Origin of the sequence: Streptomyces sp. NPDC096013 (assembly GCF_044763565.1) — a bacterium.
Taxonomy (GTDB): domain Bacteria; phylum Actinomycetota; class Actinomycetes; order Streptomycetales; family Streptomycetaceae; genus Streptomyces.
On sequence record NZ_JBIWGK010000007.1, the window covers coordinates 234,744 to 261,662 of the forward strand.

Here is a 26,919-nt window from a genome sequence, read left to right on the forward strand (position 1 = left end):
CTAGAAGAAACCGCAGGTCGGGGCGTCGGAACTGGGGGCCGGGGCATTCTCCGCGCCGGTCGGCACCGAGATCTCCAGGCGGGTGCCGTCCGGGTCGTGGAAGAAGATGCCGCCCGAGGCGCCGCCCTCGCGGTGGGCGACCACACCCTCGTACGCGAACTCGGCGCCGTAGGCCCTGAGCGCCTCCTCGTACCACCGGACCCGCTCGATCGAGTCGGCCGCGAAGGCGAGGTGGTGCAGGCCGGCGCGGTCGCTGTCGTACGGCCCCTGCGCCTGCTGCCAGAGGGTGAGCACGGGGTGGCCGTCACCGTCACCGTCGCCCAGGAACGCGTACCGGCGGTCCTGCTCCTTGCCCTCGGCGAGGACCGCGAAGCCGAGGACGTCGCGGTAGAAGGCGAGGGAGCGGTCGAGGTCGGTGACGTTCAGGCCGGTGTGGCCGAGGTGCAGGGTCATGGGAAGCCCTTCGCTGACATAACCGTTGTCGATGACTTTAACGGTTAGACTCGGAGAGGACAACCGGTCACGTACTCTTGACCGGTTAGATCAGAAGAGAGGCACCCGCCATGCCGAAGCCCCCGTCGAAGCCGACGCCCCTCACCGAGGACCCCCGGCCGCTCATCGGCGAGCCGCTCGCGCTCGACCTGCTCAACACGTGGTGGATGCGGGACGGAGTCCTCCAGGACCTGCTCGAGGTCCCGGGCGGGCTCGCCGTGTGGCTCGCGTCGAACAGGCTCGACGAGCGGTTCCCGGCCGACACGATCACCCTGACGCACCTCCACAGCACACGCACCGCGCTGAAGCTGGCCCTGGACGAGGGCCGCACCGGCGACCTCGACGCCGTGCTCTCCATGGGACGCATCCGCGCCACCCTCACCGCCGAAGGACCCGGCGAGATTCCCGAGTTCGACAACCCCAGGTGGGGGCCCGGCTGGCTCGCCGCCCGCAGTTATCTGGAACTGCTCTCCACCGCCCCGGACCGCATCCGGCGCTGCGCCCACGAGGCGTGCGTGCTGCGCTTCTTCGACACCTCGCGCAACGGCACCCGGCGCTGGTGCTCGATGGCGGCCTGCGGCAACCGCGCGAAGGCGTCCCGCCACTACGCACGGGCCAACACCCCGAGCGAATAGGGGGTTTTCCCCATACGTTCATAGCGTTTCGGTCAACACTTCCCAAACAACTGTCCCTTGGGTAAAGCTGTGCCTTCGTCCGGCACTGGATTCTTCACCTACAAGGGATGCCGATGACCCTCTCCCACCAGAGACGCGTGGCCCGAATATCCGTGGCCGCCGGTCTCGTCGCCGCGCTCTCCGCGGCCGGGCCGATACCCATGGCCTTCTCCGCCGACTCCCCGTCCGCCACCACCTCCGCGGACCCGAGCGTCAAGTCCGCCGCCGCCAAGCTCGGTTCGGACGACGCCGATCTGCTCGCCACGGCCAAGGCCGACGGCGACAAGAACGTCACGATGATGATCGCCACCGCGCCGGGCGCGACCGAACAGGTCGCCCAGCAGCTGGACGCGGTCAAGGGCGGCTCCGTGGGCCGCACCTACGACAAGCTCGGCTACGTCCGCGCCACCGTCCCGACCGGCAGGGCCGACTCGGCGATCGCCGCCGCCGCGAAGCTGTCCTCGGTGCAGGCCATCGACCTCCGCCAGGAGATCGCCCTCGACGACCCGACGCCGAGCGCGGACACCGCGAAGGGCGCCACCAAGGCGACCGGCAAGGCCACTTACTCCGCGCCGAACAAGAACACCCCCGCCGAGAACCCGTACAACCCGTCCTTCGAGACGGGCGCCGTCGACTTCGTGAAGAAGAACCCGAAGGCGGACGGCCGCGGCATCACCATCGGCATCCTCGACTCCGGCGTCGACCTCGGCCACCCGGCGCTCCAGAAGACCACCACCGGCGAGCGCAAGATCGTCGACTGGGTCACCTCCACCGACCCGATCGCCGACGGCGACCAGACCTGGCGCCCGATGGTGACGGCCGTCTCCGGCCCCAACTTCACCTACGGCGGCACGAGTTGGAAGGCGCCCGCGGGGTCGTACGAGATCAGCACGTTCAAGGAGTCGTACACCACCGGCGGTGACGCGGCGGGCGACGCGAACCGTGACGGGGACACCACCGACTCGTGGGGTGTGCTGTACGACCCGGCGGCCGGCACGGTGACGGTCGACCTGAACAACAACCAGGACTTCGGCGACGACACCCCGATGAAGCCGTACAAGGACGGTTACCAGATCGGGTACTTCGGGACCGACAACCCGGCGACGGACGTCGTCGAGCGGCAGCCGTTCGTCGTGCAGATCAGCAAGGACGTCCCGATGGACCCGTACGGCGGGTCCTGGGTCGGCAAGACCGCCGACTTCGTCAACATCGGCGTCATCGAGTCCGAGCACGGCACGCACGTCGCCGGCATCACCGCCGCGAACGGCCTGTTCGGCGGCAAAATGAACGGTGAGGCGCCCGGCGCGAAGATCGTGTCGTCCCGCGCCTGCACCTGGACCGGCGGCTGCACCAACGTGGCGCTCACCGAGGGCATGATCGACCTCGTCGCCAACCGCGGTGTCGACATCGTCAACATGTCGATCGGCGGCCTGCCCGCACTGAACGACGGCAACAACGCGCGCGCCGCGCTGTACACGCGCCTCATCGACACCTACGGCGTGCAGCTCGTCATCTCGGCCGGCAACTCCGGTCCGGGCGCCAACACGATCGGCGACCCCGGCCTGGCCGACAAGGTGATCTCGGTCGGCGCCTCCATCTCGAAGCAGACCTGGGCCGCCAACTACGGCTCGCAGGTGGCGACTTCGTACCAGCTGCTGCCGTTCTCCTCGCGCGGCCCGCGTGAGGACGGCGGCTTCACGCCGACGCTCGTCGCGCCCGGCGCCGCGATCAACACCACCCAGACCTGGCTGCCGGGCTCCCCGGTCCCCGAGGCGGGTTACACCCTGCCGGCCGGCTACTCGATGCTCCAGGGCACCTCGATGGCCTCCCCGCAGGCGGCGGGCGCCTCGGCACTGCTGCTGAGCGCCGCGAAGCAGCGGCACCTCGCGCTCACCCCGGCGACCCTGCGCACCGCGCTGACCTCGACAGCCGATCACATCAAGGGTGTTCAGGCCTACGCGGAGGGCGCGGGCCTCATCAACATCGTGGACGCGTGGAAGTCCATCAAGGACGGCGCGACCTCCCACGAGTACACGGTGAAGGCTCCCGTCGACACCGCGATCGACTACGCGCTCAAGACCCCCGGCTTCGGCACGGGGCTGTACGACCGCGAGGGCGGCCTCAAGGCCGGCGCGAAGAAGACGTACGACATCACCCTCACCCGGACCACCGGTGCGGACAAGGCCGTTCGGCACGAGCTGCACTTCGGGAACAACGCCGGTGACACCTTCCGGATCGTCGGCCCGGACGAGGTCAGGCTCCCGCTGAACCAGCCGGTGACGGTCAAGGTGCAGGCGGCACCCAGGAGTTCGGGCCTCAAGAGCGCGATCCTGGAGGTCGACGACCCGAAGACCGAGGGCGTCGACAAGCAGATCCTCACCACGGTCGTCGTCGCCTCGCCCGTCGACTACACCTGGTCCACCGCGAGTTCGGTGCAGCGCAACAGCACGCAGTCGTACTTCCTGACCGTGCCCGAGGGCGCCAAGTCCCTTGAGATCGCGATGAGCGGGCTGAAGGACAAGAGCCAGACGCGGTTCATCTCCATCCACCCGTACGGTGTCCCGGTCGAGGACACCGGCACCCCGTACTGCTACAACAACTACCTCGACGGCAACGGCTGCAAGCCGGACGTGCGCTCGTACGCCGACCCGCAGGCCGGTGTCTGGGAGATCGAGGTCGAGTCGCGCCGCACCTCGCCGCTGCTCGACAACCCGTACAAGCTGGACGCCACCGTCCTCGGCGCGGCCTTCGACCCGGAGACCGTGACCGTGCCCGAGGCGAAGGTCGGCACCCCGGCCACCGCCTCCTGGAAGGTGACCAACAACTACGCGGCCCTCACCGGCACGTTGAAGGGCGGCCCGCTCGGCTCCTCGCTGACCGCGCGGCCCACCATCACCGAGGGCGTCACCCAGACGACCACGGTCGACGTGCCCGCCGGCGCCACGTCCCTGAACGTCGCCATCGGCAATGTGTCGGACACGGCGGCGGACCTGGACCTGACGGTGAAGAACGCCGCCGGCACGGTCGTCGGCACCTCCGCCGACGGCGACTCGGAGGAGGCGGTCACCATCGCCGCCCCGGCCGCCGGCACCTACACGGTCGAGGTCGCCGGGTACTCGGTGCCGTCCGGCTCGACCGCGTACGACTACCGGGACGTGTTCTTCTCCCCGGCGCTCGGCACGGTCGGCGTCGACGCCTCGACCCCGGTGAAGCTCGCCACGGGCGCCTCGGCGACGGTCTCGGGCAGCGTCACCGCCCTGGCCCCCGCCCCGGCGGGACGCGAGTTCTTCGGCCAGGTCCAGCTGGTCAACGCGCGCGGCACGGTCGCGGGCGTGGGCAGCGTGAAGATCGAGAAGGTCACGCCGTAGCGCTGACCCGACGGTGAGGGGCGGGCGTCCGTGCGGGCGCCCGCCCCTCGCGCGTTCAGCCGGGCGAGCAGGTCGTGCGCAGGGAGCCGGGCAGCGCCTCGACGATCCAGGCGCGGTTCGCGGCGACGCGGGTGTCTCCGACGGCCCACAGGCTCGCGTTCTGCTGGCCCCTGCCGACCTCGACCAGCACGTGCTGGCCCGCGCGCGGCCTCGGGTTCGCTCCGCCGTCGAGGAGGAACGACACCTGGGACGGGCTCTTGGCGGGCTTGTAGGAGCGGATCACGGTGAGCACGACCGTGGTCCAGGGCTCGTCCACCCGTGTCTCCACCCGCGCCACCGTGCCCTCGACGACGAGCCGGGCGCAGGCCAGCACCTGCTCCGGGTCGGAGGGCGGCGGGCCGTCCCCCGACACCTTGTCGGGGGCTTCGGCCTTGGCCTGGGCCGCGGAGGAGTCGGCACCGGCGCCGCCGTTGTGGGCGCCGAGCCAGGCGACCCCGGTGACCGTCCCGGCGATCACGGCGGTGACGAGGGTGCCGTAGGCGAGGACGCGCAGGGCGGGGCGGCGGCGCCTGGCCGGCCGGGACGGGCCGGGCCTGGTCACGGGTTCCGGTGCCGGGGGTGCCGACAGCGCCTCCCCGATGATCCCCAGCTGCTCGCGCAGCAGCGCCACGTCGGCCGTGGCGACCGCGTGCTCGGCCATGAACCCGGCGTCCCTGCGGGCCGCGTCCGGCAGCGGCTCGTCCGTGATCGCGGCCATCAGCGCGTCCACGCCGTCGTGTGCATTGCGCTCCGCGGCCACGTCACACCACCTCGTCCTCGTGCAGGCGGTCGCGCAGGGCGCGGACCGCGGAGTGCAGCCGGCTCTTGACCGTGCCTTCCGGGATGCCGAGTTCCTCGGCGATCCCGCGCACGGGCACGTCGGCGAAGAAACGCAGGACGAGGACCTGGCGGTGCTGGTCCGGCAGTTCGTCCAGGCCCTGCGCCACCGCCAGGGACAGGACGCTGGTGTCCTCGCCGGAGGGATGCTCCAGCTGGCGCAGGGAGGCCAGCCGCTCCCCCACCCGCTCCTGCCGGCGCTTGGCGCGGTGCCAGTCCATGGCGAGGTTCGAGGCGACGACCGCCGCCCACGCCGAGACATCGCGCGGCGCCTCGTCGCCCTTCGCCGCCCGCTCCAGCAACCGCAGCCGCACCTGCTGGACACCGTCCGGCAGATCCGCCTGCGGCACCCCGCCGAGCGCGAGCACCGCCCGTACCCGGCGTTCCTGGGCCGCGTCCAGAGGATCGTCGTCCTCCTGGACCCGGCGGGCCTTTCTGCGCAGCACAAGCCACCCCCTCACCGCGTTTCCTCTACGACGCGGGAGGGGGCGGAAACGTTCGGCGGGGCCCGGAAACGGTTCGAGGGGTACGTCACACCGGCCGGGCCGCGTCCCACTCCTCGGGCATGCGCCGCAAAGAATTGGACAGGCACACCAGGATCGGCAGGATGATGGAAATGCCGCAGACATGCACGGATGCGTACGGACACATGAAGGAGTCGCTGTGAGGGTCGGAATCGTCGGAGCCACCGGTCAGGTCGGCACGGTCATGCGCAGGATTCTCGTGGAGCGGGACTTCCCCGTCACCGAGCTGCGCCTGTTCGCCTCGGCCCGTTCGGCGGGGACGGTCCTGGACGGCGTGACGGTGGAGGACGCGGCGGGTGCCGACTACTCCGGGCTGGACATCGTGCTGTTCTCGGCGGGCGGTGCGACGTCGAAGGCGCTGGCCGAGAAGGTCGCCTCGCAGGGCGCGGTCGTCATCGACAACTCCTCCGCCTGGCGCAAGGACCCCGACGTACCGCTGGTCGTCTCCGAGGTGAACCCGCACGCCGTCGCGGACCGGCCCAAGGGGATCATCGCCAACCCGAACTGCACGACGATGGCCGCGATGCCGGTGCTGAAGCCGTTGCACGCGGAGGCGGGGCTGGAGGCGCTGGTCGTCGCCACGTACCAGGCGGTGTCCGGGTCCGGGCTCTCCGGTGTGGCCGAGCTGCACGGGCAGGCGCTGAAGGTCGTCGCCGACGCGGACAAGCTCACGCATGACGGTTCGGCGGTCGACTTCCCGGAGCCGCAGGTCTACAAGCGGCCCATCGCGTTCAACGTGCTGCCTCTCGCGGGGTCGATCGTCGACGACGGGCTGCACGAGACGGACGAGGAGCAGAAGCTCCGCAGCGAGTCCCGCAAGATCCTGGAGATCCCCGACCTCAAGGTGTCCGGCACCTGCGTCCGCGTCCCGGTCTTCTCCGGGCACTCCCTTCAGGTCAACGCCCGTTTCGCCCGCCCGATCACGGTCGAGCGCGCCACGGAGATCCTCGGCGGCGCCCCGGGCGTGGCCCTCACCGACATCCCGACCCCGCTCCAGGCGGCCGGCCAGGACCAGTCCTTCGTGGGCCGCATCCGCGCCGACGAGACGGTCGAGCACGGGCTCGCGCTGTTCATCTCCAACGACAACCTCCGCAAGGGTGCCGCGCTGAACGCGGTACAGATCGCGGAGCTGGTGGCGGCCGAACTCAAGAGCTGACACGGGACTCTCCTCGCCCCCGCCGCCCCTACCCGTCCCACCCAGGGGCTCCGCCCCTTCGACCCCGCCGGGGCTCCGCCCCGAACCCCCGCTCCTCAAACGCCGGAGGGGCTGGGGTGGGGCCCCGCTCCTTGGACTCCGGAGGGGCTGGTTCTCAGCCCGTCCGGCGTTTGAGGACGAGGCCCCTTCAGGGCCGACGGGGGTCTGGGGGCGGAGCCCCCGGCAACGCCGGGCCGTGCGACGGACGTCCACGAACGGACATCGCGCTTCCCTCGGCTCCCGTGGAAGGATGGCGCAACCCACACATAACGAGGAGATGACCGCGTGCCTGGCACAAACCTGACTCGCGAAGAGGCGCGGCAGCGGGCAACGCTGCTCACCGTTGACTCGTACGAGATCGATCTCGACCTCTCCGGCGCGCAGGAGGGCGGGACCTACAGGTCCGCGACGACGGTGCGCTTCGACGTGACGGAGGGCGGCTCCGAGTCCTTCATCGACCTGGTCGCCCCGACGGTCCACGAGGTGACGCTGAACGGCGACCCGCTCGACCCCGGCGAGGTTTTCAAGGACTCCCGGATCGCCCTGGCCGGTTTGCTGGAGGGCCCCAACATCCTGCGCGTCGTCGCGGACTGCGCCTACACCAACACCGGTGAGGGACTGCACCGCTTCGTCGACCCCGTCGACCAACAGGCGTACCTCTACACCCAGTTCGAGGTCCCGGACGCGCGCCGCGTGTTCGCCAGCTTCGAGCAGCCCGACCTCAAGGCGACCTTCCAGTTCACGGTGAAGGCGCCGAACGGCTGGACCGTCATCTCCAACTCCCCGACGCCCGAACCCCGGGACGACACCTGGGTGTTCGAGCCGACGCCGCGCATCTCGACGTACATCACCGCGCTGATCGTCGGGCCGTACCACAGCGTGCACAGCGTGTACGAGAAGGACGGGCAGAGCGTGCCGCTGGGCATCTACTGCCGGCCCTCGCTCGCCGAGTACCTCGACTCGGACGCCATCTTCGAGGTCACGCGGCAGGGATTCGCCTGGTTCCAGGAGAAGTTCGACTACGCGTACCCCTTCACGAAGTACGACCAGCTGTTCGTCCCGGAGTTCAACGCGGGCGCCATGGAGAACGCGGGCGCGGTGACGATCCGCGACCAGTACGTGTTCCGGTCCAAGGTGACCGACGCCGCGTACGAGCTGCGCGCGGAGACCATCCTGCACGAGCTGGCCCACATGTGGTTCGGCGACCTCGTGACCATGGAGTGGTGGAACGACCTGTGGCTGAACGAGTCGTTCGCCACCTACACCTCCATCGCCTGCCAGGCCTACGCCCCCGACTCGCGCTGGCCGCACTCGTGGACGACGTTCGCCAACTCGATGAAGACATGGGCGTACCGGCAGGACCAACTGCCGTCCACGCACCCGATCATGGCCGAGATCGGCGACCTGGACGACGTCCTCGTCAACTTCGACGGCATCACGTACGCCAAGGGCGCGAGCGTCCTGAAGCAGCTCGTGGCGTACGTCGGCATGGACGAGTTCTTCGCGGGCGTGCAGGCGTACTTCAAGCGTCACGCGTACGGCAACACGCGCCTGTCCGACCTGCTGGGCGCGCTGGAGGAGACCTCCGGGCGCGACCTGAAGACCTGGTCGAAGGCGTGGCTTCAGACCGCCGGGATCAACATCCTGCGCCCGGAGATCGAGACGGACGCGGACGGTGTCATCACCGCCTTCGCGATCCGCCAGCAGGCCCCGGCGCTGCCCGCCGGTGCCAAGGGCGAGCCCACGCTCCGCCCGCACCGCATCGCGGTCGGCCTGTACGAACTCGACGAGAGCACCGGCAAGCTGGTGCGCGACGAGCGCGTCGAGCTGGACGTGGACGGTGAACTCACCGCCGTACCGCAGCTGGTGGGCAAGCGGCGGCCGGACGTGGTCCTGCTCAACGACGACGACCTGTCGTACGCGAAGGTCCGTCTCGACGAGCAGTCCCTCGCGTTCGTCACCGAGCACCTCGGCGACTTCGAGTCCTCGCTCCCCCGCGCGCTGTGCTGGGCCTCGGCCTGGGACATGACGCGGGACGCCGAACTCGCCACCCGTGACTACCTGTCGCTCGTCCTGTCGGGCATCGGCAAGGAGTCCGACATCGGTGTCGTGCAGTCGCTGCACCGCCAGGTGAAGCTGGCGATCGAGCTGTACGCCGACCCGGCCGCCCGCGAGACCCTGCTCACCCGCTGGACGGACGCCACGCTGGCGCACCTCCGGTCCGCCGAGCCGGGCAGCGACCACCAGCTGGCGTGGGCCCGCGCGTTCGCGGCGACGGCCCGTACGCCGGAGCAACTCGACCTGCTGGACGGCCTGTTGGAGGGCACCCAGACGATCGAGGGGCTGGCCGTCGACACCGACCTGCGCTGGACGTTCGTCGAACGCCTCGCGTCCGTCGGCCGGTTCGACGAGTCGGAGATCGCCGGCGAGTACGAGCGGGACAAGACGGCCGCCGGTGAGCGCCACGCGGCGACCGCCCGTGCCGCCCGCCCGACCGCGGAGGCGAAGGCGGAGGCCTGGGCGCAGGTCGTCGAGTCCGACAAGCTGCCCAACGCCCTTCAGGAGGCGGTGATCTCGGGCTTCGTGCAGACGGATCAGCGGGAACTCCTGGCGCCGTACACGGAGAAGTACTTCGCCGCCGTCAAGGAGGTGTGGGACACCCGGTCGCACGAGATCGCCCAGCAGATCGCGGTCGGCCTCTACCCGTCGGTCCAGGTCTCCCAGGACACCCTGGACCGCACGGACACCTGGCTGACGACGGCCGAGCCCAACGCGGCCCTGCGCCGTCTGGTCTCGGAGTCCCGCTCGGGTGTCGAGCGCGCCCTGAAGGCCCAGGCCGCGGACGCGACGGCGTCGTAGCCGGTCCTTCCACGGCCACGAGGGGCGCCCGGCATCGTGCCGGGCGCCCCTTCCCGTGTGCCGCTCAGCCCGGGAACATCCCGCCGGTGACGTTCACGAACGTGCCGGTGATGCTCGCCGCGTGGTCCGAGGCGAGGAACACGGCGGTCGCGGTGATCTCCGCGAGGGTGGGGTTGCGGCGGGTCATCCGCAGCGTCGACAGCTGGTCGAGGATGCCCTGGATCGCCGCCTCGTTGAGGCCGGGGTCGACCTTGCCGAGCTTCTCCACGGTGAGGGTCTCGGGGATGCCGGCGGCCCACAGTCCTACGGCGCGCACCCCGCGCGGGCCCAGCTCCATCGCCAGGTTGCGCACCAGGCTGTCGGTCGCCGCGTCGGCGGGGCCGGTGCCGCCCATCATCGGACTGCCGTGCGCGGAGCCGCTGTTGAGGGTCAGGACGACACCGGAACCGCGTTCGGCCATGCGGCGGGCGGCGGCGCGGGCGGTGATGAAGTTGGCGCGGGTGCCGTTGATCACCGGCGCGAGGAAGGCGTCGACCGGCATCTCGGTGATCGGGAGCCCCTGCACATCGCCGCGTGAGACGAGGTTGAAGGAGACGTCGAGGTCGCCGACTCGGGCGAGGTGCTCGGTGACGGCGCTCTCGTCGAGGGCGTCGACGACGGCCACCTCGGCGTCCTTGATGTCGGCGGCCACGGCCTCCAGCGTCTCCCGGGTGCGTCCCACGAGGTGGACGCGGGCGCCCTCGGCGGCGAAGGCGCGGGCGACCGCGCTGCCGATCGAGCCTCCGGCGCCGTAGACGACCGCGGTCTTGTCGGTGAGCAGCATGGTGGTTCTCCTTGCGGGTCGTGGGTCGTTCGAGTCGGCTGTACAGACGCACACGGGACCCACCGCTCATCGGTCGCCCCTGTGCGGCTCACAGCCGCAGGGGCAGTCCGAAGGCCGGGAACAGATGCGGTTCGAAGGAGGTGATCTCCACGATCCGGTCGTCGGCGCCGAAGCGGAGCACATCGAGGACCTGGGCGCGGTAGACGGTCGTACCGGGGCGGCGGACGTAACCCCCGGCCGCCAGCTGGCCGTTGGCGCGGGCCGGGAGGTGGCGCCAATGACCGAAGAACATCGGTGACTTGGCGTCGAGGCTCATGCTCAGGAACTCCACGAGCGCGTCGCGGCCGGTGAACCAGAACGGGTTCGGCGGCATGGTGAGCGTGACGTCCTCGCTGAGCAGGGTGGCGACCTCGGACAGGTCGAGGCGCTCGGCGGCGGCCATGTACCGCTTGACCAGGGCGCGTTGGCGGTCGGTGGGTTCGGTGGCCGTCCAGTCCGCGCGGCGGCCGGGCAGCCGGTCGCGCAGGGTGGGGCGGGCGCGTTGCAGCGCGCTGTTGACCGAGGCCACGGTCATGTCGAGGGCCTCGCCCGTCTCCACGGCGGTCAGCCCGAGCACGTCCCGCAGCACCAGCACCGCGCGCTGGCGCGGCGGGAGGTGCTGGACGGCGGCCAGGAAGACCAGTTCGAGGGTCTCGCGGGAGACGGCGGCGGCCTCCGGCTGCTCCTCGGCGGAGGGCAACTCGTCGTCGGGGTACGGCTGGAGCCAGGTGACACGGGCGGGCGGCTCGCCACCGCCGTGGTTCATGCCGGGCAGCGGTTCGTAGCGCTGGGGGCGGCGGGCCGTACGGCGCTGGAAGTCCAGGCAGGCGTTGGTGGCGATGCGGTACAGCCAGGTCCGGGCGCCGGCCCGGCCCTCGAAGGTGTCCCGGGCCCGCCAGGCCCGCAGGAACGTCTCCTGCACCAGGTCCTCGGCGTCGTTGTACGACCCGGTCATGCGATAGCAGTGGACCTGGATCTCCCGGCGGTGGGACTCGACGAGGGCCGCGAAGTCGCCTTCGTCGACGGGGGCCCGGAGTTCCGTGACGGGTTCCCGGGTGACGGATTCCGGGGTCTGTTCCCGGGCCGTCTCCCGGGCGGTCCGTGCCACCCGTCTCAGCCGGGCGACGGACGACGACAGTTCCGTCACACCGGAGTACAGGACGGAGGGCGGCTGCGGGACCAGCCGCTCCACCTGCCGCCCGATCTCCTTGATCAGCCCGTCGACTCCGACCCCGCCACCGCCCTGCCGCTCCCGGTAGGCCTTCTGCCGGCAGGCGGCGGAACAGTACACGGAACGCCGGCCGGTACGGCCCGCGCGTGCGGTGAGCGGCTTGCCACAGCTGGGGCAGGAGTCTTCGGCCACGAGCGCCTCCGGCGTTGCGTCACGGTCTTCCCGCGTGACGCTACCTCCCGCACCGGAACAGGAGACGTACGGGGACCGATCTGCCCGAACACCGTCGCCCCGAACGCCAGCGCCATCCCCGCCAGCTGCACCGGCGTGAGCGCCTGCCCGAGCGCGGCCCAGCCGACGACGGCCGCGGTCAGCGGGGAGAGCGGGCCGAGGAGGGTGACCTGGGTGGCGGAGAGCCGGCCGATGCCGCGGAACCAGAGCCAGTACGCGACCGCCGTGTTCGCCAGCGCGAGATACAGGTATCCGCCGATCGCCCGGCCGTCCAGCGCGGGCGGCGCCCCCTCGGCCAGGAAGGCGACCGGCGCGATCAGCAGCCCGCCCGCGGTGAGCTGCCAGCCGGTGAGGGCGAGCGGGCCGACGCCGTCGGGGCGGCCCCAGCGCTTGGTGAGCACGGTGCCGGTGGACATCGACGCGGTGGACGCGAGGGCCGCGAGCACCCCGACCGGGTCGAGCGCTCCGGCCGCCTTCAGTACGACGAGGCTGACGCCGAAGGCCGCGACGGCGCCGGTGAGCACGCTCCGGGCCGTGGGCCGCTGGCCCAGCAGCAGTGCGGAGAGGCCGACCACGAAGAGCGGGCCTATCGAGCCGACGACCGCCGCCATCCCGCCGGGGAGCCGGTACGCGGACAGGAACAGCAGCGGGAAGAAGGCGCCGATGTTCAGCGCACCGAGCACCGCCGACTTCCACCACCAGGCGCCGCGCGGCAGCACCCGGGCGAGGGCGAGGAGCACGAGACCGGCGGGGAGGGCGCGCATCAGGCCGGTGAACAGGGGGCGGTCGGGCGGAAGGAACTGGGTGGTGACGGCGTAGGTGGTGCCCCAGGAGATGGGGGCGAGGGCGGTGAGGGCCGCCGTCAGGACCGGGCGTCTGGCCATGGGAGGCACCTTCCGGAGTAGGTCGACGCTAACTAGCTTACCGCTAAGCAACTTACCGTCAAGCCAGTAATCCGTGACCGACTGACCCTTGATCCACTCACTCGTGATCCACTTTCTTGCGACCGACCTGCTGACCGGCGGATACTCATCCCATGAACGACAAGGACCCCGTCGACGCGATCGTCGAGCAGTGGGCGGCGGTGCGGCCCGACCTCGACACCGCCGCGATGGAGGTCTTCGGGCGGATCTTCCGGCTCGCCCGGGCCATGGGCGACCGCATGGAGAAGGCGTACGTCCCGCACGGCATCTCACGCGGCGAGTTCGACGTCCTCGCGACCCTGCGCCGGGCCGGTGAGCCCTACACCCTCTCGCCGCGCGAGCTCTCCGCGACCCTGATGCTCACCACCGGCGGCATGACGGGCCGCCTCGACAAACTGGAACGGGCCGGTCTGCTCCGCCGCTCCCCCGACCCGCACGACCGCCGGGGGCTCCAAGTCACCCTGACGGAGAAGGGGTTGGCGGTGATAGACGCGGCGGTCGGCTCCGGGCTCGCGACCCAGACGGCGGCCCTGTCCGGCCTGAACGACGAAGAGGCCGGCCAACTGGCCGACCTGCTGAGAAAGTTGCTGGCCTCGACCGAGCGATGACCGCTCCGGGCGAGGCTGTTCAGCGGCAGAGGGGTTCAGCGGCAGCGGGCCTGCCGCAGGACATGCCGAAGGCGCCCGCCGCACCGTGCTGGGTGAGGCGGACGCCCTCCGGAGCGTGTGAGGGTCAGGCCTTCGCGTCGACGGCCGTGCCCGTACCGGACGTCGTGCCGGACTTCACCTTCGGCGCGCGGTCCTTGGACTTGTCCAGCGCCATGACGAGGCCCGCGATGATCGCGAACAGGGCCAGCGGGATCAGGACATAGAGCCCCAGCGTCTCGGCGACGCTCAGGCCCTTGCCCGGGTCGTCGCCGTCGTCGCGGGTGAGCGCGAGCGCGGGGGACGTCATGAGCAGCATCATCAGCGTCGTACCGGCAGCCAGGGCGCCGGCGCGCAGGGCGTTCTTCTTGTCCACACCGCAAACGTAGCGAACGCCCGAACGGGCCGCGCGCCCGGGGGTGCCGTATGGGGCGCGGGGCCCTCACGGACCGCCTTCACCGCCGTCCCCCGAACCCGTCTCCGAGCCTGTCCCCGGGCCGCTTTCCGGGCCTGTCCCCGGGCCCGCGCCCGCCCCGGAACCCGGGACCGCCCCCTCCCTCAGCCCCACCCGCAGCACGTCCACCAGCGCGTGCAGCCGCGGCGAAGCGGCCAGTTCCTCCAGCGTCACCGGCCGCCCCTCCGCGTCGGCGACGGGAAGGCGCCAGTTCGGATACTGGTCCCACGTGCCGGGCAGGTTCTGCGGGCGCCGGTCGCCGATCGTGTCCGGGAGCCAGACGCCGATCATGCGGGCCGGGGTGCGCAGCAGGAAACGGTGGACGGCGTGGATCTCCGCCTCCTCCTCGGACGCGGGGCGCCCGCCGCCCCCGGGCTGTTCGGCGAGGCCGAGCCGGGCCAGCAGGGCGAGCCACTCGCCGACGTCGGTGGCGGACTCGATCCGCTCCTCCTCCACCGGCCGGGTCAACAGGCCGAGCCGGTCGCGGAGTTCGACGTGTTCGCCGGTGAGCCGGGCCGCGGTGGGCGGCAGGTCGTGGGTGGTGGCGGTGGCGAGGCAGTCGGCCCGCCACTCCTCCGGCGCGAGCGGACGCCCGTCGCCCTCCCAGTCCCGCTCGAACCACAGCACCGACGTGCCGAGCACCCCGCGCTCCTGGAGGGTCTCGCGCACACCGGGTTCCACGGTCCCGAGGTCCTCGCCGATCACCACGGACCCGGCGCGGGAGGCCTCCAGCGCGAGGACGGCGAGCATGGCCTCGGCGTCGTAGCGGACGTAGGTGCCCTCGGTGGGCAGGTGGCCCTGGGGGACCCACCACAGGCGGAACAGGCCCATGACGTGGTCGATGCGCAGGGCGCCCGCGTAGCGGAAGAGGGCGCGGAGCAGGCGGCGGTACGGGGTGTAGCCGGACTCGGCGAGGCGGTCGGGGCGCCAGGGGGGCAGACCCCAGTCCTGGCCGAGGGAGTTGAAGGCGTCCGGGGGCGCGCCGACCGACATCCCGGCGGCGAAGTAGGCCTGTTGGGCCCAGGCGTCGGCGCCGTCCGGGTGCACCCCGACCGCGAGGTCGTGCACGACGCCGATCGGCATGCCCGCGTCCCGTGCGGCCCGCTGCGCGGCGGTGAGCTGGTCGTCGGTGAGCCAGGCGAGGCGGCAGTGGAAGTCGACGCGGTCCATCAACTCGCCCCGGGCGCGGGCGGTTTCGGAGGAGCGCGGGTCGCGCAGGCCGGCCGGCCACTGACGCCAGTTCGAGCCGTGCACCTCGGCGAGCGCGTACCAGGTGGCGTGGTCCTCCAGCGCCTCGCCCTCGCGGGCGAGGAAGTCGACGTAGGCGGCCCGTCGTCCGGGGCCGAGGGGGACCTCGCGGACGCGTTCCAGCGCCTCGCGCTTCAGCTCCCAGACGGCGTCGCGGTCGATCAACGCGCCCTTGTCCAGGACGGATTCACGCAGCCGGGCGGCCCGTTCGAGGAGTCCGCGCAGCCGCTCGCGTTCGCCCTCCTCGACGTACGCGAACTCGGGGACGTCCTCCACCCGCAGATACACCGGGTCCGGGAAGCGGCGCGAGGACGGCCGGTACGGCGAGGGGTCGGTGGGCGCGCCGGGCACGGCCGCGTGCAACGGGTTGACCTGCACGAACCCGGCCCCGAGCGAACGCCCGGCCCAGGCGGTCAGCTCCCCCAGGTCGCCGAGGTCGCCCATGCCCCACGAGTGCCGGGAGAGCAGCGAGTAGACCTGCACCATCAGTCCGTACGACCGCTCTGTGGGCGTCGGCAACCGGTCCGGGGCGATGACGAGATGGGCCTCGGCGCCGCGGCCGTCCGGTGCGGTGGCGGTCACGTGGTGGACGCCGGGCGGGAGGTGCGCGGCGCTCGCCCGCACCTCCCCCTGCTCGGTCTCGATGTGCAGCACGGTGCCCGCGGGCAGCGCGTCGAGGGCGGCGGGCGTGGTGCCGTGGCGGCCGACGACGGTGGGCGGCAACAGCCGTTCGGCCAGCTCCTGTCGGCGGGCGGCGAGCGCGGCGGCCGTGGCCTCCGGGGTGCTCGCGTCGACGCCGAGGGCGGCCAGTACGGCGACGACCGCGACGGCCGAGGCGGGGACCACGCGGTCCGGTGAGGGGCTGTAGGCGGTGGCGACGCCGTGCAGTTCGGCGAGGTGCGCCAGGTCATCGCCGAGGGTGTCGGCGGGCCGGGGTGCGGTCATCTAGGGCCTCGTCGAGTCCGGGCCGGCGAACAGGTCGGCCAGGGCGGCGAGTTCACCGCTGGTCGTCATCGGGTCGTCGATCATGCCGGGCTCGCTGGTCAGCGGGGCGGGAATGCCGGCGGACTCGCTGGTGAGCGGGGTGGCGTCGGCGAGCGGGGGCTCGCTGGTGAGGGGTTCGGCGTCGGCCAGCGGCGGTTCGCTGGTCAGCGGGGTCTCGGCCCAGGCGCCCTCGGAGTCGACGAAGAACAGGTCGGAGGTGAGGTCGGCAGCCGGCTCCAGGGTGCGTTTGGAGCGGGCCGGGCGCGGAAGTGATGCCGATGCTGCGGCCACGGGGGCCTCCTTGTCGTGTCGGGCGAGCGTGGGAGATGGTCATCGCAAGCCCTACCCAGTGGACGCGACGGCAGACCTCCAGGTTGGGGTACGGGTGCCACCGCGGCCACTCCCGTCCCTCACTCCCCCCGACTTTCCGGCTGATCACTATTCACTCAGTACATGTATCCAGTGCATACTGAGCGCCATGAGCACCCGCCACATCCTGCTGGGCCTGCTCGCCGGAGGACCGAGCCACGGCTACGACCTCAAGCGACGCCACGACGAACGTTTCCCCCAGGCCCGCCCGCTGGCGTACGGGCAGGTCTACACGACCCTCCAGCGCCTGGTCAGAGACGGTCTCGCGGAGGTCGACGGCACCGGCTCGGACGGCGGCCCGGAGCGCACGGCGTACCGCGCGACGGCCGACGGCTCGCGTGAACTCGCCCGCTGGGCAGGGGAGATCGCGCCGCCCGCGCCCTTCGTGACGAACGAGATCTTCGCCAAGGTCGTCGTCTCGATCCTGGCCGACGGCGACCCGGAGGCCTATCTGCGGGCCCAACGCGCCGCGCACATGGAGCGGATGAGGGAACTCACGGCGCTCAAGACCGCCAAGGGCACCGACCTCGCGACCGTGCTCTCGGCGGACTATGCCCTCAACCACCTTGACGCGGACCTCCGTTGGATGGCGACGACGGCGGCCCGGCTGACCACTCTGACCGCGGAGGTCGACCAAGCATGAGCGACAACGGGGGTACGGCGGCGCCGCTCCTCGCGGCCCGTGACCTCACCAGGACACACGGCAGGACCCGCGCGCTGACCGGCGCCTCGGCCGACCTGCGCACCGGCGAGATCCTCGCCGTCACGGGCCCCAGCGGCAGCGGGAAGTCCACCCTGCTGCACTGCCTGGCCGGGATCGTCCGCCCGGACACGGGGACGGTGACCTACGCCGGGCAGCGGCTGGACGACCTGCCCGAGAAGCGGCTGAGCGAACTGCGGCGCACCGAGTTCGGGGTGGTCTTCCAGTTCGGGCAGCTGATACCCGAGCTGACGGCCGTCGACAACGTCGCCCTGCCGCTGCTGCTCGCGGGCGCCTCGCGCACGGACGCCCGGGCGGAGGCCGGTGAGTGGCTCGAGCGGTTCGGGGTGCGCCGGCAGGCCGAGCTGCGGCCGGGCGAACTGAGCGGCGGCCAGGCCCAACGGGCCGCGCTGGCACGGGCGTTGGTCACCTCCCCGAAGGTCGTCTTCGCGGACGAACCGACCGGCGCGCTGGACTCCCTGGCGAGCGAGCAGGTGATGACGGCCCTGGTCACGACCGCCCGCGAGTCCGGGACGGCGGTCCTGCTGATCACCCATGACGCACAGGTCGCGGCGTACGCGGACCGCGAGCTGCGGCTGGCGGACGGGACCGTGGCGGCGGGGGTGACGGTATGAGGGCGCTGCTCACGGACCTGCGGCTGGCCTGGCTGCTCACCCGGGGTTCGGACCGGCGTGAGTGGTGGCGGGTCGGGCTCACGGCCTTCGGGGCCGCGCTGGCCACGGGGATCGGACTGGCCGTCGTGGCGCTGCTGTCGCTGGACGGGTTCTATTCCGTGTCCTTCGGCTCCGGACTGTTCGACTCCCCCGGTGACCGGCGGAACGTGAGTCTGGCGCTCGGGCTGCTGCTCATCCCGGTGCTCGGGTTCCTCGGGCAGTGCGCGCGGATCGGGGCGGTGCACCGGGACCGGCGGCTGGCCGCGCTGCGGCTGGCAGGGGCCGGGCCGTGGCAGGTGCGGCGGATCGCGGCGCTGGAGTCGGGGCTCGCGTGCCTGGCCGGAGCGGTGGCGGCGACGGTGGCCGCCGTACCGCTGCTGCCGTACGCGACCTCCTGGGCCGGGGCCGGGATCGTCGTGGTCGCCGTGCCGGTGCTGGGAGCGGCCGTGAGCGCGGTGGCGCTGCGTCGGATGGTGGCCGACCCCATCGGCCGGGTCCGGCGGGTGCGGCCCGTGCGCGGCCCGGGCAGGCTGTTCGGTACGGCGACCCGGCTGCTCGCGGTGACGCTGGCGGCCCTCGCGCTGACACCGGTCCTCGGCAGCCCCGTGTCCTTCGGACTGGGCCCGGTGACGGTCCTCGTCCTGGCCGCCCTGGTCAGCCTGATCGCGATCTGGCTCTCCGGGGCCTCGTCCCGCCAACTGGGTGAGGGCTTCGCCGCCGGCACCTCCCGCCCCGCGCTGCTGATCGCGGCGGAACGGCTGCGCGAGGACCCCTGGTCGACCGCCCGCACGCACGCGGCACTGCTGCTGGTCACGGTCGTGGGGTCGGGCTTCGCGGGCGTACGGCAGATCCTGCTCGCGGACCTCACCGAGAGGCGCCGTGCGGGCCACCTCACGACGGGCATGGCGTACTACACGACCGGCCTCGACCTCACGGCCGCCGCCGTCCTCTTCGCCCTCGCGCTCGCCCTGACGGCCCTGGCCGTGGGCTCCGCCGAGTCCCTCGCCGTGCGGCGCCGGGGCCTGGCCGCGCAGGTGGCGGCCGGGGTGCCGCACGGCGTACTGGCCCGCGCGCTCCTCCTGGAGACCGCCCTGCCGCTGTTCCCGGCGATCGCGGTGGCGGGCCTCGGCGGTACGGCGATCAGCTTCTGGTACGGCGCCGCCGTGTCCCGGCACACGGACGTGCCGGTGCCGTACGCGGCGCTGCTGGTGCCGGTCGGTGTGTACGCGGCCTGTGTGCTGGCGGCGGCGACGTCGCTGCCGCTGCTGCGGCGGTCGGTGCGGCCGGGCGAGCTGCGGTACGCGTGACGGTCCGCCCCGGCAGCACGGGGGGGCTGCCGGGGCGGACGACTCCGTACCGCCGTGCCGGGGTACACAAAAGCCCGGATCGTCAGGCGGAGATGCCGTCGATCCGGGCCATCGCGTCCTCCGCGCCGTACGGCTGCAGGTACGGCAGCCAGCGCGGGTCCCTGTGGCCTGTCCCGATGATGCGCCAGGCCAGACCGGTGGGTGGGGCGGGTTTGTGGCGCAGCCGCCAGCCGATCTCGAAGAGATGCCGGTCGGCCTTCACGTGGTTGCAGCGGCGGCAGGACGCCACCACGTTGTCCCAGACGTGCTTGCCCCCGCGGCTGCGCGGAATGACATGGTCGACGCTGGTTGCGACGCCACCGCAGTACATGCACCGGCCCCCGTCGCGCGCGAAGAGCGCCCGGCGGGTAAGAGGAACGGGCCCCCGATAGGGAACCCGTACGAATCGCTTGAGCCGGACCACGCTGGGTGCGGGGACTGTGACGGTTGCGCTGTGCATAAAGGCGCCGGATTCCTCAAGGGAGACTGCCTTGTTCTCCAGGACGAGGACGAGCGCGCGGCGGAGCGGTACGACGCCGAGTGGCTCGTACGACGCGTTGAGGACCAGGACATGCGGCACGGATGCCTCCTTGTGCGTCTGCGGCACGTGGCTCGCGCCGGGACGATCTGTAGTCAGTCTCCCCTCATGCCTGGTGGAAGCGCCACCATGTCCCGGTAACGGGCTGGGAGTGTTTTCGACCACATGCGATACGGGGCCGGGACGGGTGCGGACCGGTCCCACCTGTTCATTCCCGGCTGAGCACAGCCTCTCCCCTGAACATGGCAACGATCCACACACGATGCCCCGATAGTGTGGTGGGCCCGCCCTCTTGGTGACCTATTCGTGACCTTGCCCCTGTCGGACCATGCCGGAGGGCGGACGCAGCACCTGGAGGTACCTGCCGTGTCCTTGTCCGCCGTCCTACTGGCCGCCGCCACGCCGTCGCCCTCTCCGAGCCCCTCGGAGACCGCGGTGACCGTGCCCACGCTCCAGGACGCCCAGGAGAGCGCGACCAACGCGGCCAGTTGGGTGGAGCAGAACTGGTCCACCTGGCTGGCGATCGGTCTCCGGGTGCTGCTGATCGTGGTGATAGCGGCGGTCCTGAGAATGACGGTACGGCGGGCGATCACCAAGCTGATAGACCGGATGAACCGCACGGTCGAATCGGTGGACGGCACGGCGCTGGGCGGCCTCCTGGTCAACGCGGAACGCCGCCGGCAACGCTCGCAGGCGATCGGCTCGGTACTCCGCTCGGTGGCGTCCTTCGTGATCCTCGGCACGGCGGCGCTGATGGTGCTGGCGACGTTCGAGATCAACCTCGCCCCGCTCCTCGCCTCCGCCGGTGTGGCGGGCGTGGCGATCGGTTTCGGCGCCCGCAACCTCGTCACGGACTTCCTCTCCGGCGTCTTCATGATCCTTGAGGACCAGTACGGCGTCGGCGACCAGATCGACGCGGGCGTCGCCTCCGGCGAGGTCATCGAGGTCGGCCTCCGCGTGACGAAGCTCCGCGGCGACAACGGCGAGATCTGGTACGTCCGCAACGGCGAGGTCAAGCGCATCGGCAACCTGTCGCAGGGCTGGGCGACGGCGGGCGTGGACGTGACGGTGAGGGCGTCCGAGAACCTGGACCGCGTCAAGGCCACGCTGGACGCGGTCACGGAGCGGATGAGCAAGGAGGAGCCCTGGAACGAGCTCCTCTGGGGCCCGATCGAGGTCCTCGGCCTGGACAGCGTCCTGATCGACTCCATGGTCGTGCGCCTCTCCGCGAGGACCATGCCGGGCAAGTCGGTGGGCGTCGAGCGGGAACTCCGGTGGCGGGTCAAGCGGGCCTTCGACGAGGCGAACATCCGCATCGTGGGCGGGGCCACGGCCGACCCGGTGGACGACACGGCGGACCCCACGGAGTCGGTCGCGGCGCCGTCCGTGTACTCCAACGCGGACTCACCCCAGGTGGCGGCCACTTCGCCCATTTCCTCGCAGCGGCCGACCGGGCGGTAGAAGTACGAGGAGTCCGGCGGGGGGTGGACCGGGGCGTGCGGGTCGGGCGGGAGCGTGCGGGTCCGGCGCGGGCGGAACGCTTGGGGCGCGCCCCGCTTCCCGGAGGACGGACGTCGCTACCGCCCGCCCCCCTGGGCCGGCCCCACGACGCGACCCCGTCCTCCTCGGCCTCCAACAGCGGTCCGACCAGCCCACCGAGGGCCGTAACGCGCCGAGTTGGCGTATCTGACGGTCGGCGAGGACATCCCGGGTGAGGGCGACACCTGCCGTGTGGGCCCGTCGTCGTAGCGACAGCGAGGACACGCTCGCCAAGACGACACCGACCGCGGCCCACAGCGCGACGTCCTCGCCCGCATCGGCCCAGGTGACGCCCCCCTGACCGAGGGCCGCCCGGAGCGTCTCGACCGTCCCGAGCACCGCGGCGAACCCACGCGCCGCGTCCCACCAGCACCCCACCCACACCCTCACGCCCCGCGCTCCGTCCGCCCCACTTCCTTCGCGCCCTCCCCACGCCCCTCCCCGCGCGCCTCCCCGCGCCCCGCCCCGTCCGGCCCGACCCCACCGCCCGCAGGTAACGAGTCTGTTGCCTCGGGGGCGGTGTCTATTGACGCCCCCTTCGCCCCGGGCTTACGTTCCTCCCACCCAATTGGAAACTTTCCTAACAGTGATCACGTGACACGCTGTGTGGTTCGGGAGTTCGAAAGGCAGGTGGCGCACGACATGGCAGGAACCTCCGGTACCCCGGGCACCGGCACCCCGGGCACCCCCCGCGTCCTTCGCGCCATGAACGACCGCGCCGCCCTGGACCTACTCCTGGAGCACGGCCCGCTGTCCCGCACCCGGATCGGCAAGCTCACCGGCCTCTCCAAGCCCACCGCGTCCCAGCTGCTGGCCCGGCTGGAAGCGGCGGGGCTCGTGCTCGCCACCGGGACGAGCGAGGGGCGGCCGGGGCCCAACGCCCAGCTGTACGTGGTCAATCCGGGTGCCGCGTACGCCGCCGGACTCGACGTCACGCCGGAGCGCATCCGCGCCGCCGTCGCCGACGTCACCGGCCGGACCGTGGGGGAGTTCGAGCTCGCCACACCCGGCCGGCGGCCCGCCCAGCCCGTCGTCCAGCAGGTGACGGACGCTCTCGACGGTGCGGTGAAAGCCGCCGGGCTCGCCCGCGACGACATCCACCGCCTCGTCATCGGCACCCCGGGCGCCTTCGACCCCAACACCGGCCGGCTGCGGTACGCCTCGCACCTGCCGGGCTGGCACTCCCCCGCGCTGCTCGACGAACTCGCCGCCGCGCTGCCGATGCCGGTGGAGTACGAGAACGACGTGAACCTCGTCGCCATCGCCGAGCAGCGACTCGGCGCGGCACGCGGACACGGCGACTTCGTGCTGCTGTGGAACGAGGGCGGTCTCGGTGCCGCCCTGGTCCTCGGCGGCCGGCTGCACCGGGGCTGGACCGGCGGCGCGGGCGAGGTCGGCTTCCTGCCGGTGCCGGGCGCGCCCCTGGTCCGCCAGGTGACCAAGGCCAACAGCGGTGGTTACCAGGCCCTGGCCGGTTCACAGGCCCTGCCCGGGCTCGCCCGGGAACTCGGCATCACCGAGATCCCGACGGGTCCCTACGCCGAGGTCGCCGCCGCCCTCGTCGCGACCGCCGCCGACCACACGACCGGGCCCCAGCGGCAGCTCCTGGAGATCTACGCGACCCACCTCGCGACCGGTCTCGCCTCGCTCGTGTCCGTGCTCGACCCCGAACTCGTCGTCCTCAGCGGTGGCTCGCTGGCCGCGGGCGGCGAACCTCTGCGTGCCCTGGTCCAGGCCGAGTTGGAGGAGCTGGCCGCGTCACGGCCCCGGCTCGTCGTCGGCGACGTCCATGAACACCCCGTGCTGCGCGGCGCGTTGGAGAGCGCACTGGCAACCACCCGCGACGAGGTCTTCGACACCTCCCGCTGACCCCCGTCCCGACCGCCCCACCCCGGCTCCCCCGAACCGACTTCGACCCCCGGCTTCCCCGAACCAGCTGCCCCGCCCGGCCCCGCACCACCCCGGTCCGCCCGGCCCCACCCGGCGCCTCTCCACCACCACACCACACCCCGCCCTGTCCTTGGGAGACCTTGTCATGCCCGGAATATCCCGGAAAGCGGTCATCGCGCTCGCCGCATCCGCCTCCTTCGCCCTGCTTGCCACCGCCTGTACGGGTCAGTCCTCGTCCGGTGCGTCCGACGACGCCTCGAAGGACGTGACCATCAACTTCTGGCACGCCTGGAGCGCGGCCTCCGAGCTGAGCGCCGTGAAGTCGCTGGTCGCCGGGTTCGAGAAGGCGCACCCCAACATCCATGTGAATGTCGTCGGCAACATGACCGACGACAAGATCAACCAGGCGCTGCGCACGGGCGGCGGCAAGTCGCCCGACGTGATCTCGTCGTTCACCACGAACAACGTCGGCAAGTTCTGTTCGTCGGGCGCCCTGGTCGATCTCAACCCCTTCTTCAAGAAGGACGGCATCGACCCGGAGACGACGTTCCCGAAGGCGATGAACGAGTACACCCAGTTCAACGGAGACCGGTGCACCGCACCCCTGTTGGGCGACGCGTACGGGCTCTACTACAACAAGACGGAGTTCGCGAAGGCCGGCATCACCAGCCCGCCCAAGACCTGGTCCGAATTCGAGGCCGACGCGAAGAAGCTCACGATCGACAAGGGCGACACGTACGCGCAGTTGGGGTTCATGCCGGACTACCACGGCTGGGAGACCACGACCGAGCACATCTTCGCGCAGTTCTCACCGACGTACTTCGACAAGGGCGGCAAGTCGGCGCTCGCCACCGACCCCGCTTTCAAGGCCGGATTCACGCTTCAGAAGAAGCTCGTCGACGAACTCGGCGGATTCAAGAAGCTGGAGAGCTACCGCTCGACGCTCGGTGACGAGTGGGGCGACAAGCACCCCTTCCACACCGGCCAGGTCGCGATGCAGCTGGACGGCGAGTGGCGGCTCGGAATGGCGACGGCGGCAAACCCCAAGCTGGACATCGGAGTTGCCCCGCTGCCCGTGCCGGACGACCAGGTCGCCCAGTACGGCAAGGGCTACATCACCGGCACCATCACCGGTATCGCCGCGACCAGCAAGAAGCAGAACGCGGCCTGGGAGTTCGTCAAGTACATCAGCACGGACACGGACGCGGTGGTGAACTTCTCCAACGGCATCCACAACGTGCCCTCGACCCTCGCCGCCCTGAAGTCCCCGAAGCTGAAGTACGACCCGCGCTTCAAGACGTTCCTGGACATCGCGTCGAACCAGTACTCGACGACAAGTCCCGCCTCCATCAACGGCGGTGTGTACCTGACCACGATCCAGAACCTCGGCTACGACTACGAGAGCGGCAAGGTGAAGGACCTGGACTCCGCCTTGAAGAGCACCGCCAAGCAGATCGACACCGACATCGCGCAGGCGAAGTAGCCCCAGCATGAGCACAGTCACCCTGGCGAAGAAGCGCCGCACCCCCGCACTCGCCGCGAAACAGCGGAAACAGGCGCTTCGCACCCTCGCCTTCATGTCGCCCTGGCTGATCGGCTTCGCGGTCTTCTTCGCGTACCCGCTGATCTCGACGGTCTATTTCTCGTTCATGCACTACGACGGCTTCAAGCCGCCGACGTGGGTGGGGACGAAGAACTGGACGTACGTCTTCAAGAACTATCCGTACTTCTGGCCCGCGATGCGCAACACCCTGTGGCTGGTCGTGGTGATGGTCGCGCTCCGGGTCGTGTTCGGCCTCGGTGTCGGGCTGCTGATCACCAAGATCAAGACAGCCACGGGCGTCTTCCGGACGCTGTTCTATCTGCCGTATCTCGCGCCGCCGGTCGCCGCGACGATGGCGTTCGCGTTCCTCCTCAACCCCGGTACCGGGCCCGTCAATTCACTCCTGGCGAAGGTCGGCATCCCGGCCCCGGGCTGGTTCAACGACCCGGCCTGGTCCAAGCCGGCGCTCACCCTGCTCGCCCTCTGGGGCATCGGCGACCTGATGGTCATCTTCATGGCCGCGCTGCTCGACGTACCCCAGGAGCAGTACGAGGCCGCCGAGTTGGACGGCGCGTCGGCCTGGCAGCGGTTCCGGTACGTGACGCTGCCGAACATCTCGCCGATCGTGATGTTCGCCGTGGTCACCGGCGTGATCCAGACCATGCAGTACTACACACAGCCCCTCATCGCCGGAAAGGTCGCGTCCGGCGTCATCCAGGGCGCCGGCACACAGTTCGAGCCCGGATACCCGGAGAAGTCCACGCTCACCCTTCCCCAGCTCGTCTACAACCTCGGCTTCCAGCGCTTCGACTACGGCTCGGCCTGCGTGGTGGCACTCGTCCTGTTCGCCCTGTCGATGGTGTTCACCGCGTTCCTGATGCGGCGCCGGGGCGGCCTCAACCTGGCAGGTGACTGAGCATGGCCCAAGTACTCGACAAACCGGTGGAGTTGAGGGTTCCGGTGACCCCCGCCGAGCGCACCGCCCGCCGCAAGGCGTTCATGGAGTGGATCGCCGTCCACGCGCTCGGCGTCGCCGCCGCGCTCTTCTTCACCCTGCCGTTCGTGTTCGTCTTCCTGACCTCGCTGATGAGCGACAGCCAGGCCCTGAGCCGCGACCTCATCCCGCACACCTGGGAGTGGGGCAACTACCGGAAGGTCTTCGACACCCCGGGCTTCCTCACCTGGTGGAAGAACACGCTGATCTACGCCGGTCTCGGCACCGTCCTGACCGTCGTGTCGTCGATCCCGGTGGCGTACGCGCTCGCCAAGTTCCGCTTCCGGGGCCGGAATCTGTCGCTGATGCTGGTCATCTCGATGATGATGCTGCCGCCGCAGGTCGTGATCATCCCCATGTACCTGTTCTGGGCCAAGCAGTTGGACCTCTCGGGCACGCTGTGGCCGCTGATCATCCCGATGGCGTTCGGGGACGCGTTCTCCATCTTCCTGCTGCGCCAGTTCCTGATGACCATCCCGAACGAGTACCTGGACGCGGCGAAGGTCGACGGCTGCGGCGAGTTCAAGACCCTCGTGCGGGTCGTGCTGCCGATGGCCAAGCCGGGCATCGCGGCCGTGGCGCTCTTCCAGTTCTTCTACGCCTGGAACGACTACTTCGGTCCGCAGATCTACGCGTCCGAGAACCCCGGTGCCTGGACCCTGAGTTACGGCCTGGAGTCGTTCAAGGGCGCACACCACACCGACTGGAATCTCACCATGGCCGCGACCGTGCTGGTCATGGCCCCCGTGATCCTCGTGTTCTTCTTCGCGCAGAAGGCGTTCGTCGAGGGCGTCACGCTCACCGGAGTGAAGGGTTAACCA

The 26,919-nt window shown here is 71.1% G+C and carries 24 protein-coding genes; 14 read left to right on the top strand and 10 right to left on the bottom strand.

The genetic code is table 11. From position 1 onward, the window contains the following. Positions 1-453 carry a VOC family protein gene (locus ACIRB1_RS24610; protein WP_403466979.1) on the bottom strand — a complete coding sequence of 151 codons (453 nt, stop codon included), beginning with the start codon at positions 451-453 and terminating at the stop codon, positions 1-3. A 110-nt stretch (positions 454-563) separates the two neighbouring features. On the opposite strand from ACIRB1_RS24610, the gene ACIRB1_RS24615 reads away from it, so the two are divergent. After that, positions 564-1,127 (top strand): CGNR zinc finger domain-containing protein, encoded by a 564-nt coding sequence (locus tag ACIRB1_RS24615; protein ID WP_352182525.1) that lies wholly within the window; start codon positions 564-566, stop codon positions 1,125-1,127. Between the two features lie 113 nt (positions 1,128-1,240). Further along, positions 1,241-4,534 carry a S8 family serine peptidase gene (locus tag ACIRB1_RS24620; protein ID WP_403466980.1) on the top strand — a complete coding sequence of 1,098 codons (3,294 nt, stop codon included), beginning with the start codon at positions 1,241-1,243 and terminating at the stop codon, positions 4,532-4,534. Between the two features lie 55 nt (positions 4,535-4,589). Here ACIRB1_RS24620 and ACIRB1_RS24625 read toward each other — a convergent pair whose 3' ends face one another. Continuing rightward, positions 4,590-5,333, bottom strand: a complete 744-nt coding sequence (locus tag ACIRB1_RS24625) for a hypothetical protein (protein WP_403466981.1) — start codon at positions 5,331-5,333, stop codon at positions 4,590-4,592. Between the two features lies 1 nt (position 5,334). Then, positions 5,335-5,856 carry a sigma-70 family RNA polymerase sigma factor gene (locus tag ACIRB1_RS24630; RefSeq protein WP_403467150.1) on the bottom strand — a complete coding sequence of 174 codons (522 nt, stop codon included), beginning with the start codon at positions 5,854-5,856 and terminating at the stop codon, positions 5,335-5,337. A 217-nt stretch (positions 5,857-6,073) separates the two neighbouring features. On the opposite strand from ACIRB1_RS24630, the gene ACIRB1_RS24635 reads away from it, so the two are divergent. Continuing rightward, positions 6,074-7,090, top strand: coding sequence for an aspartate-semialdehyde dehydrogenase (locus ACIRB1_RS24635; RefSeq protein ID WP_352182522.1), 1,017 nt, complete (start codon positions 6,074-6,076; stop codon positions 7,088-7,090). A 324-nt stretch (positions 7,091-7,414) separates the two neighbouring features. Next, complete coding sequence (gene pepN / locus ACIRB1_RS24640; RefSeq protein WP_403466982.1) at positions 7,415-9,988, top strand: aminopeptidase N; 2,574 nt, start codon at positions 7,415-7,417, stop codon at positions 9,986-9,988. A 64-nt stretch (positions 9,989-10,052) separates the two neighbouring features. On the opposite strand, the gene ACIRB1_RS24645 is transcribed toward pepN, so the two are convergent. The 3 genes from ACIRB1_RS24645 to ACIRB1_RS24655 all read right to left on the bottom strand — a co-directional run bounded on the left by ACIRB1_RS24645 (position 10,053) and on the right by ACIRB1_RS24655 (position 13,136). After that, positions 10,053-10,811 (bottom strand): SDR family oxidoreductase, encoded by a 759-nt coding sequence (locus ACIRB1_RS24645; RefSeq protein ID WP_352182520.1) that lies wholly within the window; start codon positions 10,809-10,811, stop codon positions 10,053-10,055. 88 nt (positions 10,812-10,899) lie between these two features. After that, the gene (locus ACIRB1_RS24650; protein ID WP_403466983.1) at positions 10,900-12,141 is read right to left on the bottom strand and encodes a sigma-70 family RNA polymerase sigma factor; all 1,242 of its coding nucleotides are present in this window, start codon (positions 12,139-12,141) and stop codon (positions 10,900-10,902) included. Further along, on the bottom strand, positions 12,063-13,136 hold the full coding sequence (locus ACIRB1_RS24655; RefSeq protein ID WP_352182518.1) for an EamA family transporter: 1,074 nt from the start codon (positions 13,134-13,136) through the stop codon (positions 12,063-12,065). Before ACIRB1_RS24655 ends, ACIRB1_RS24650 begins: the two co-directional genes overlap by 79 nt. A gap of 152 nt (positions 13,137-13,288) precedes the next feature. Between ACIRB1_RS24655 and ACIRB1_RS24660 the strand changes: the two genes are divergently transcribed. After that, entirely contained in the window at positions 13,289-13,783 is a 495-nt protein-coding gene (locus tag ACIRB1_RS24660; protein WP_403466984.1) for a MarR family winged helix-turn-helix transcriptional regulator, read from the top strand. 124 nt (positions 13,784-13,907) lie between these two features. Here ACIRB1_RS24660 and ACIRB1_RS24665 read toward each other — a convergent pair whose 3' ends face one another. The 3 genes from ACIRB1_RS24665 to ACIRB1_RS24675 form a co-directional block, all read right to left on the bottom strand. Next, positions 13,908-14,195, bottom strand: a complete 288-nt coding sequence (locus tag ACIRB1_RS24665; RefSeq protein ID WP_352182516.1) for a hypothetical protein — start codon at positions 14,193-14,195, stop codon at positions 13,908-13,910. Positions 14,196-14,261: 66 nt separating this feature from the next. Then, entirely contained in the window at positions 14,262-16,466 is a 2,205-nt protein-coding gene (gene malQ / locus ACIRB1_RS24670) for a 4-alpha-glucanotransferase (protein ID WP_352182515.1), read from the bottom strand. Next, a complete protein-coding gene (locus ACIRB1_RS24675) occupies positions 16,467-16,745 on the bottom strand; it encodes a hypothetical protein (RefSeq protein WP_403467151.1) in 279 nt (92 codons plus the stop codon). It abuts the gene before it with no gap. Positions 16,746-16,983: 238 nt separating this feature from the next. On the opposite strand from ACIRB1_RS24675, the gene ACIRB1_RS24680 reads away from it, so the two are divergent. From ACIRB1_RS24680 to ACIRB1_RS24690, 3 genes are read left to right on the top strand one after another with little or no spacing between them, the layout of a single operon-like run. Beyond that, on the top strand, positions 16,984-17,517 hold the full coding sequence (locus tag ACIRB1_RS24680) for a PadR family transcriptional regulator (protein WP_352112530.1): 534 nt from the start codon (positions 16,984-16,986) through the stop codon (positions 17,515-17,517). After that, the gene (locus ACIRB1_RS24685; protein ID WP_403466985.1) at positions 17,514-18,209 is read left to right on the top strand and encodes an ABC transporter ATP-binding protein; all 696 of its coding nucleotides are present in this window, start codon (positions 17,514-17,516) and stop codon (positions 18,207-18,209) included. The genes ACIRB1_RS24680 and ACIRB1_RS24685 overlap by 4 nt, the downstream gene beginning before the upstream one ends. After that, positions 18,206-19,555, top strand: a complete 1,350-nt coding sequence (locus ACIRB1_RS24690) for an ABC transporter permease (RefSeq protein WP_403466986.1) — start codon at positions 18,206-18,208, stop codon at positions 19,553-19,555. Before ACIRB1_RS24685 ends, ACIRB1_RS24690 begins: the two co-directional genes overlap by 4 nt. Before the next feature lie 82 nt (positions 19,556-19,637). Here ACIRB1_RS24690 and ACIRB1_RS24695 read toward each other — a convergent pair whose 3' ends face one another. Further along, a complete protein-coding gene (locus ACIRB1_RS24695; RefSeq protein ID WP_020116449.1) occupies positions 19,638-20,174 on the bottom strand; it encodes an HNH endonuclease in 537 nt (178 codons plus the stop codon). 324 nt (positions 20,175-20,498) lie between these two features. Here ACIRB1_RS24695 and ACIRB1_RS24700 point away from each other — a divergent pair, with 324 nt between their 5' ends. The 6 genes from ACIRB1_RS24700 (at position 20,499) to ACIRB1_RS24725 (ending at position 26,916) form a co-directional block, all read left to right on the top strand. Beyond that, positions 20,499-21,593 (top strand): mechanosensitive ion channel family protein, encoded by a 1,095-nt coding sequence (locus ACIRB1_RS24700; RefSeq protein WP_403466987.1) that lies wholly within the window; start codon positions 20,499-20,501, stop codon positions 21,591-21,593. Between the two features lie 250 nt (positions 21,594-21,843). After that, positions 21,844-21,972 carry a hypothetical protein gene (locus ACIRB1_RS24705; RefSeq protein WP_403466988.1) on the top strand — a complete coding sequence of 43 codons (129 nt, stop codon included), beginning with the start codon at positions 21,844-21,846 and terminating at the stop codon, positions 21,970-21,972. 341 nt (positions 21,973-22,313) lie between these two features. Further along, on the top strand, positions 22,314-23,540 hold the full coding sequence (locus ACIRB1_RS24710) for an ROK family transcriptional regulator (RefSeq protein WP_403466989.1): 1,227 nt from the start codon (positions 22,314-22,316) through the stop codon (positions 23,538-23,540). 166 nt (positions 23,541-23,706) lie between these two features. Continuing rightward, positions 23,707-25,044, top strand: coding sequence for an ABC transporter substrate-binding protein (locus ACIRB1_RS24715; RefSeq protein WP_352182510.1), 1,338 nt, complete (start codon positions 23,707-23,709; stop codon positions 25,042-25,044). A 7-nt stretch (positions 25,045-25,051) separates the two neighbouring features. After that, the gene (locus ACIRB1_RS24720; protein ID WP_352182509.1) at positions 25,052-26,020 is read left to right on the top strand and encodes a sugar ABC transporter permease; all 969 of its coding nucleotides are present in this window, start codon (positions 25,052-25,054) and stop codon (positions 26,018-26,020) included. 2 nt (positions 26,021-26,022) lie between these two features. Continuing rightward, positions 26,023-26,916: a carbohydrate ABC transporter permease gene (locus tag ACIRB1_RS24725; protein ID WP_403466990.1), complete on the top strand. Its 894-nt coding sequence runs from the start codon at positions 26,023-26,025 to the stop codon at positions 26,914-26,916. The last annotated feature ends 3 nt before the right edge of the window (positions 26,917-26,919 follow it).

What these genes read in the sequence shown, in the direction of transcription:
- ACIRB1_RS24610 (WP_403466979.1), bottom strand. Translation starts at nt 453, where the DNA reads ATGACCCTGCACCTCGGCCACACCGGCCTGAACGTCACCGACCTCGAC.
- ACIRB1_RS24615 (WP_352182525.1), top strand. Translation starts at nt 564, where the DNA reads ATGCCGAAGCCCCCGTCGAAGCCGACGCCCCTCACCGAGGACCCCCGG.
- ACIRB1_RS24620 (WP_403466980.1), top strand. Translation starts at nt 1,241, where the DNA reads ATGACCCTCTCCCACCAGAGACGCGTGGCCCGAATATCCGTGGCCGCC.
- ACIRB1_RS24645 (WP_352182520.1), bottom strand. Translation starts at nt 10,811, where the DNA reads ATGCTGCTCACCGACAAGACCGCGGTCGTCTACGGCGCCGGAGGCTCG.
- ACIRB1_RS24655 (WP_352182518.1), bottom strand. Translation starts at nt 13,136, where the DNA reads ATGGCCAGACGCCCGGTCCTGACGGCGGCCCTCACCGCCCTCGCCCCC.
- ACIRB1_RS24660 (WP_403466984.1), top strand. Translation starts at nt 13,289, where the DNA reads ATGAACGACAAGGACCCCGTCGACGCGATCGTCGAGCAGTGGGCGGCG.
- malQ (WP_352182515.1), bottom strand. Translation starts at nt 16,466, where the DNA reads ATGACCGCACCCCGGCCCGCCGACACCCTCGGCGATGACCTGGCGCAC.
- ACIRB1_RS24680 (WP_352112530.1), top strand. Translation starts at nt 16,984, where the DNA reads ATGAGCACCCGCCACATCCTGCTGGGCCTGCTCGCCGGAGGACCGAGC.
- ACIRB1_RS24685 (WP_403466985.1), top strand. Translation starts at nt 17,514, where the DNA reads ATGAGCGACAACGGGGGTACGGCGGCGCCGCTCCTCGCGGCCCGTGAC.
- ACIRB1_RS24690 (WP_403466986.1), top strand. Translation starts at nt 18,206, where the DNA reads ATGAGGGCGCTGCTCACGGACCTGCGGCTGGCCTGGCTGCTCACCCGG.
- ACIRB1_RS24710 (WP_403466989.1), top strand. Translation starts at nt 22,314, where the DNA reads ATGGCAGGAACCTCCGGTACCCCGGGCACCGGCACCCCGGGCACCCCC.
- ACIRB1_RS24715 (WP_352182510.1), top strand. Translation starts at nt 23,707, where the DNA reads ATGCCCGGAATATCCCGGAAAGCGGTCATCGCGCTCGCCGCATCCGCC.
- ACIRB1_RS24720 (WP_352182509.1), top strand. Translation starts at nt 25,052, where the DNA reads ATGAGCACAGTCACCCTGGCGAAGAAGCGCCGCACCCCCGCACTCGCC.
- ACIRB1_RS24725 (WP_403466990.1), top strand. Translation starts at nt 26,023, where the DNA reads ATGGCCCAAGTACTCGACAAACCGGTGGAGTTGAGGGTTCCGGTGACC.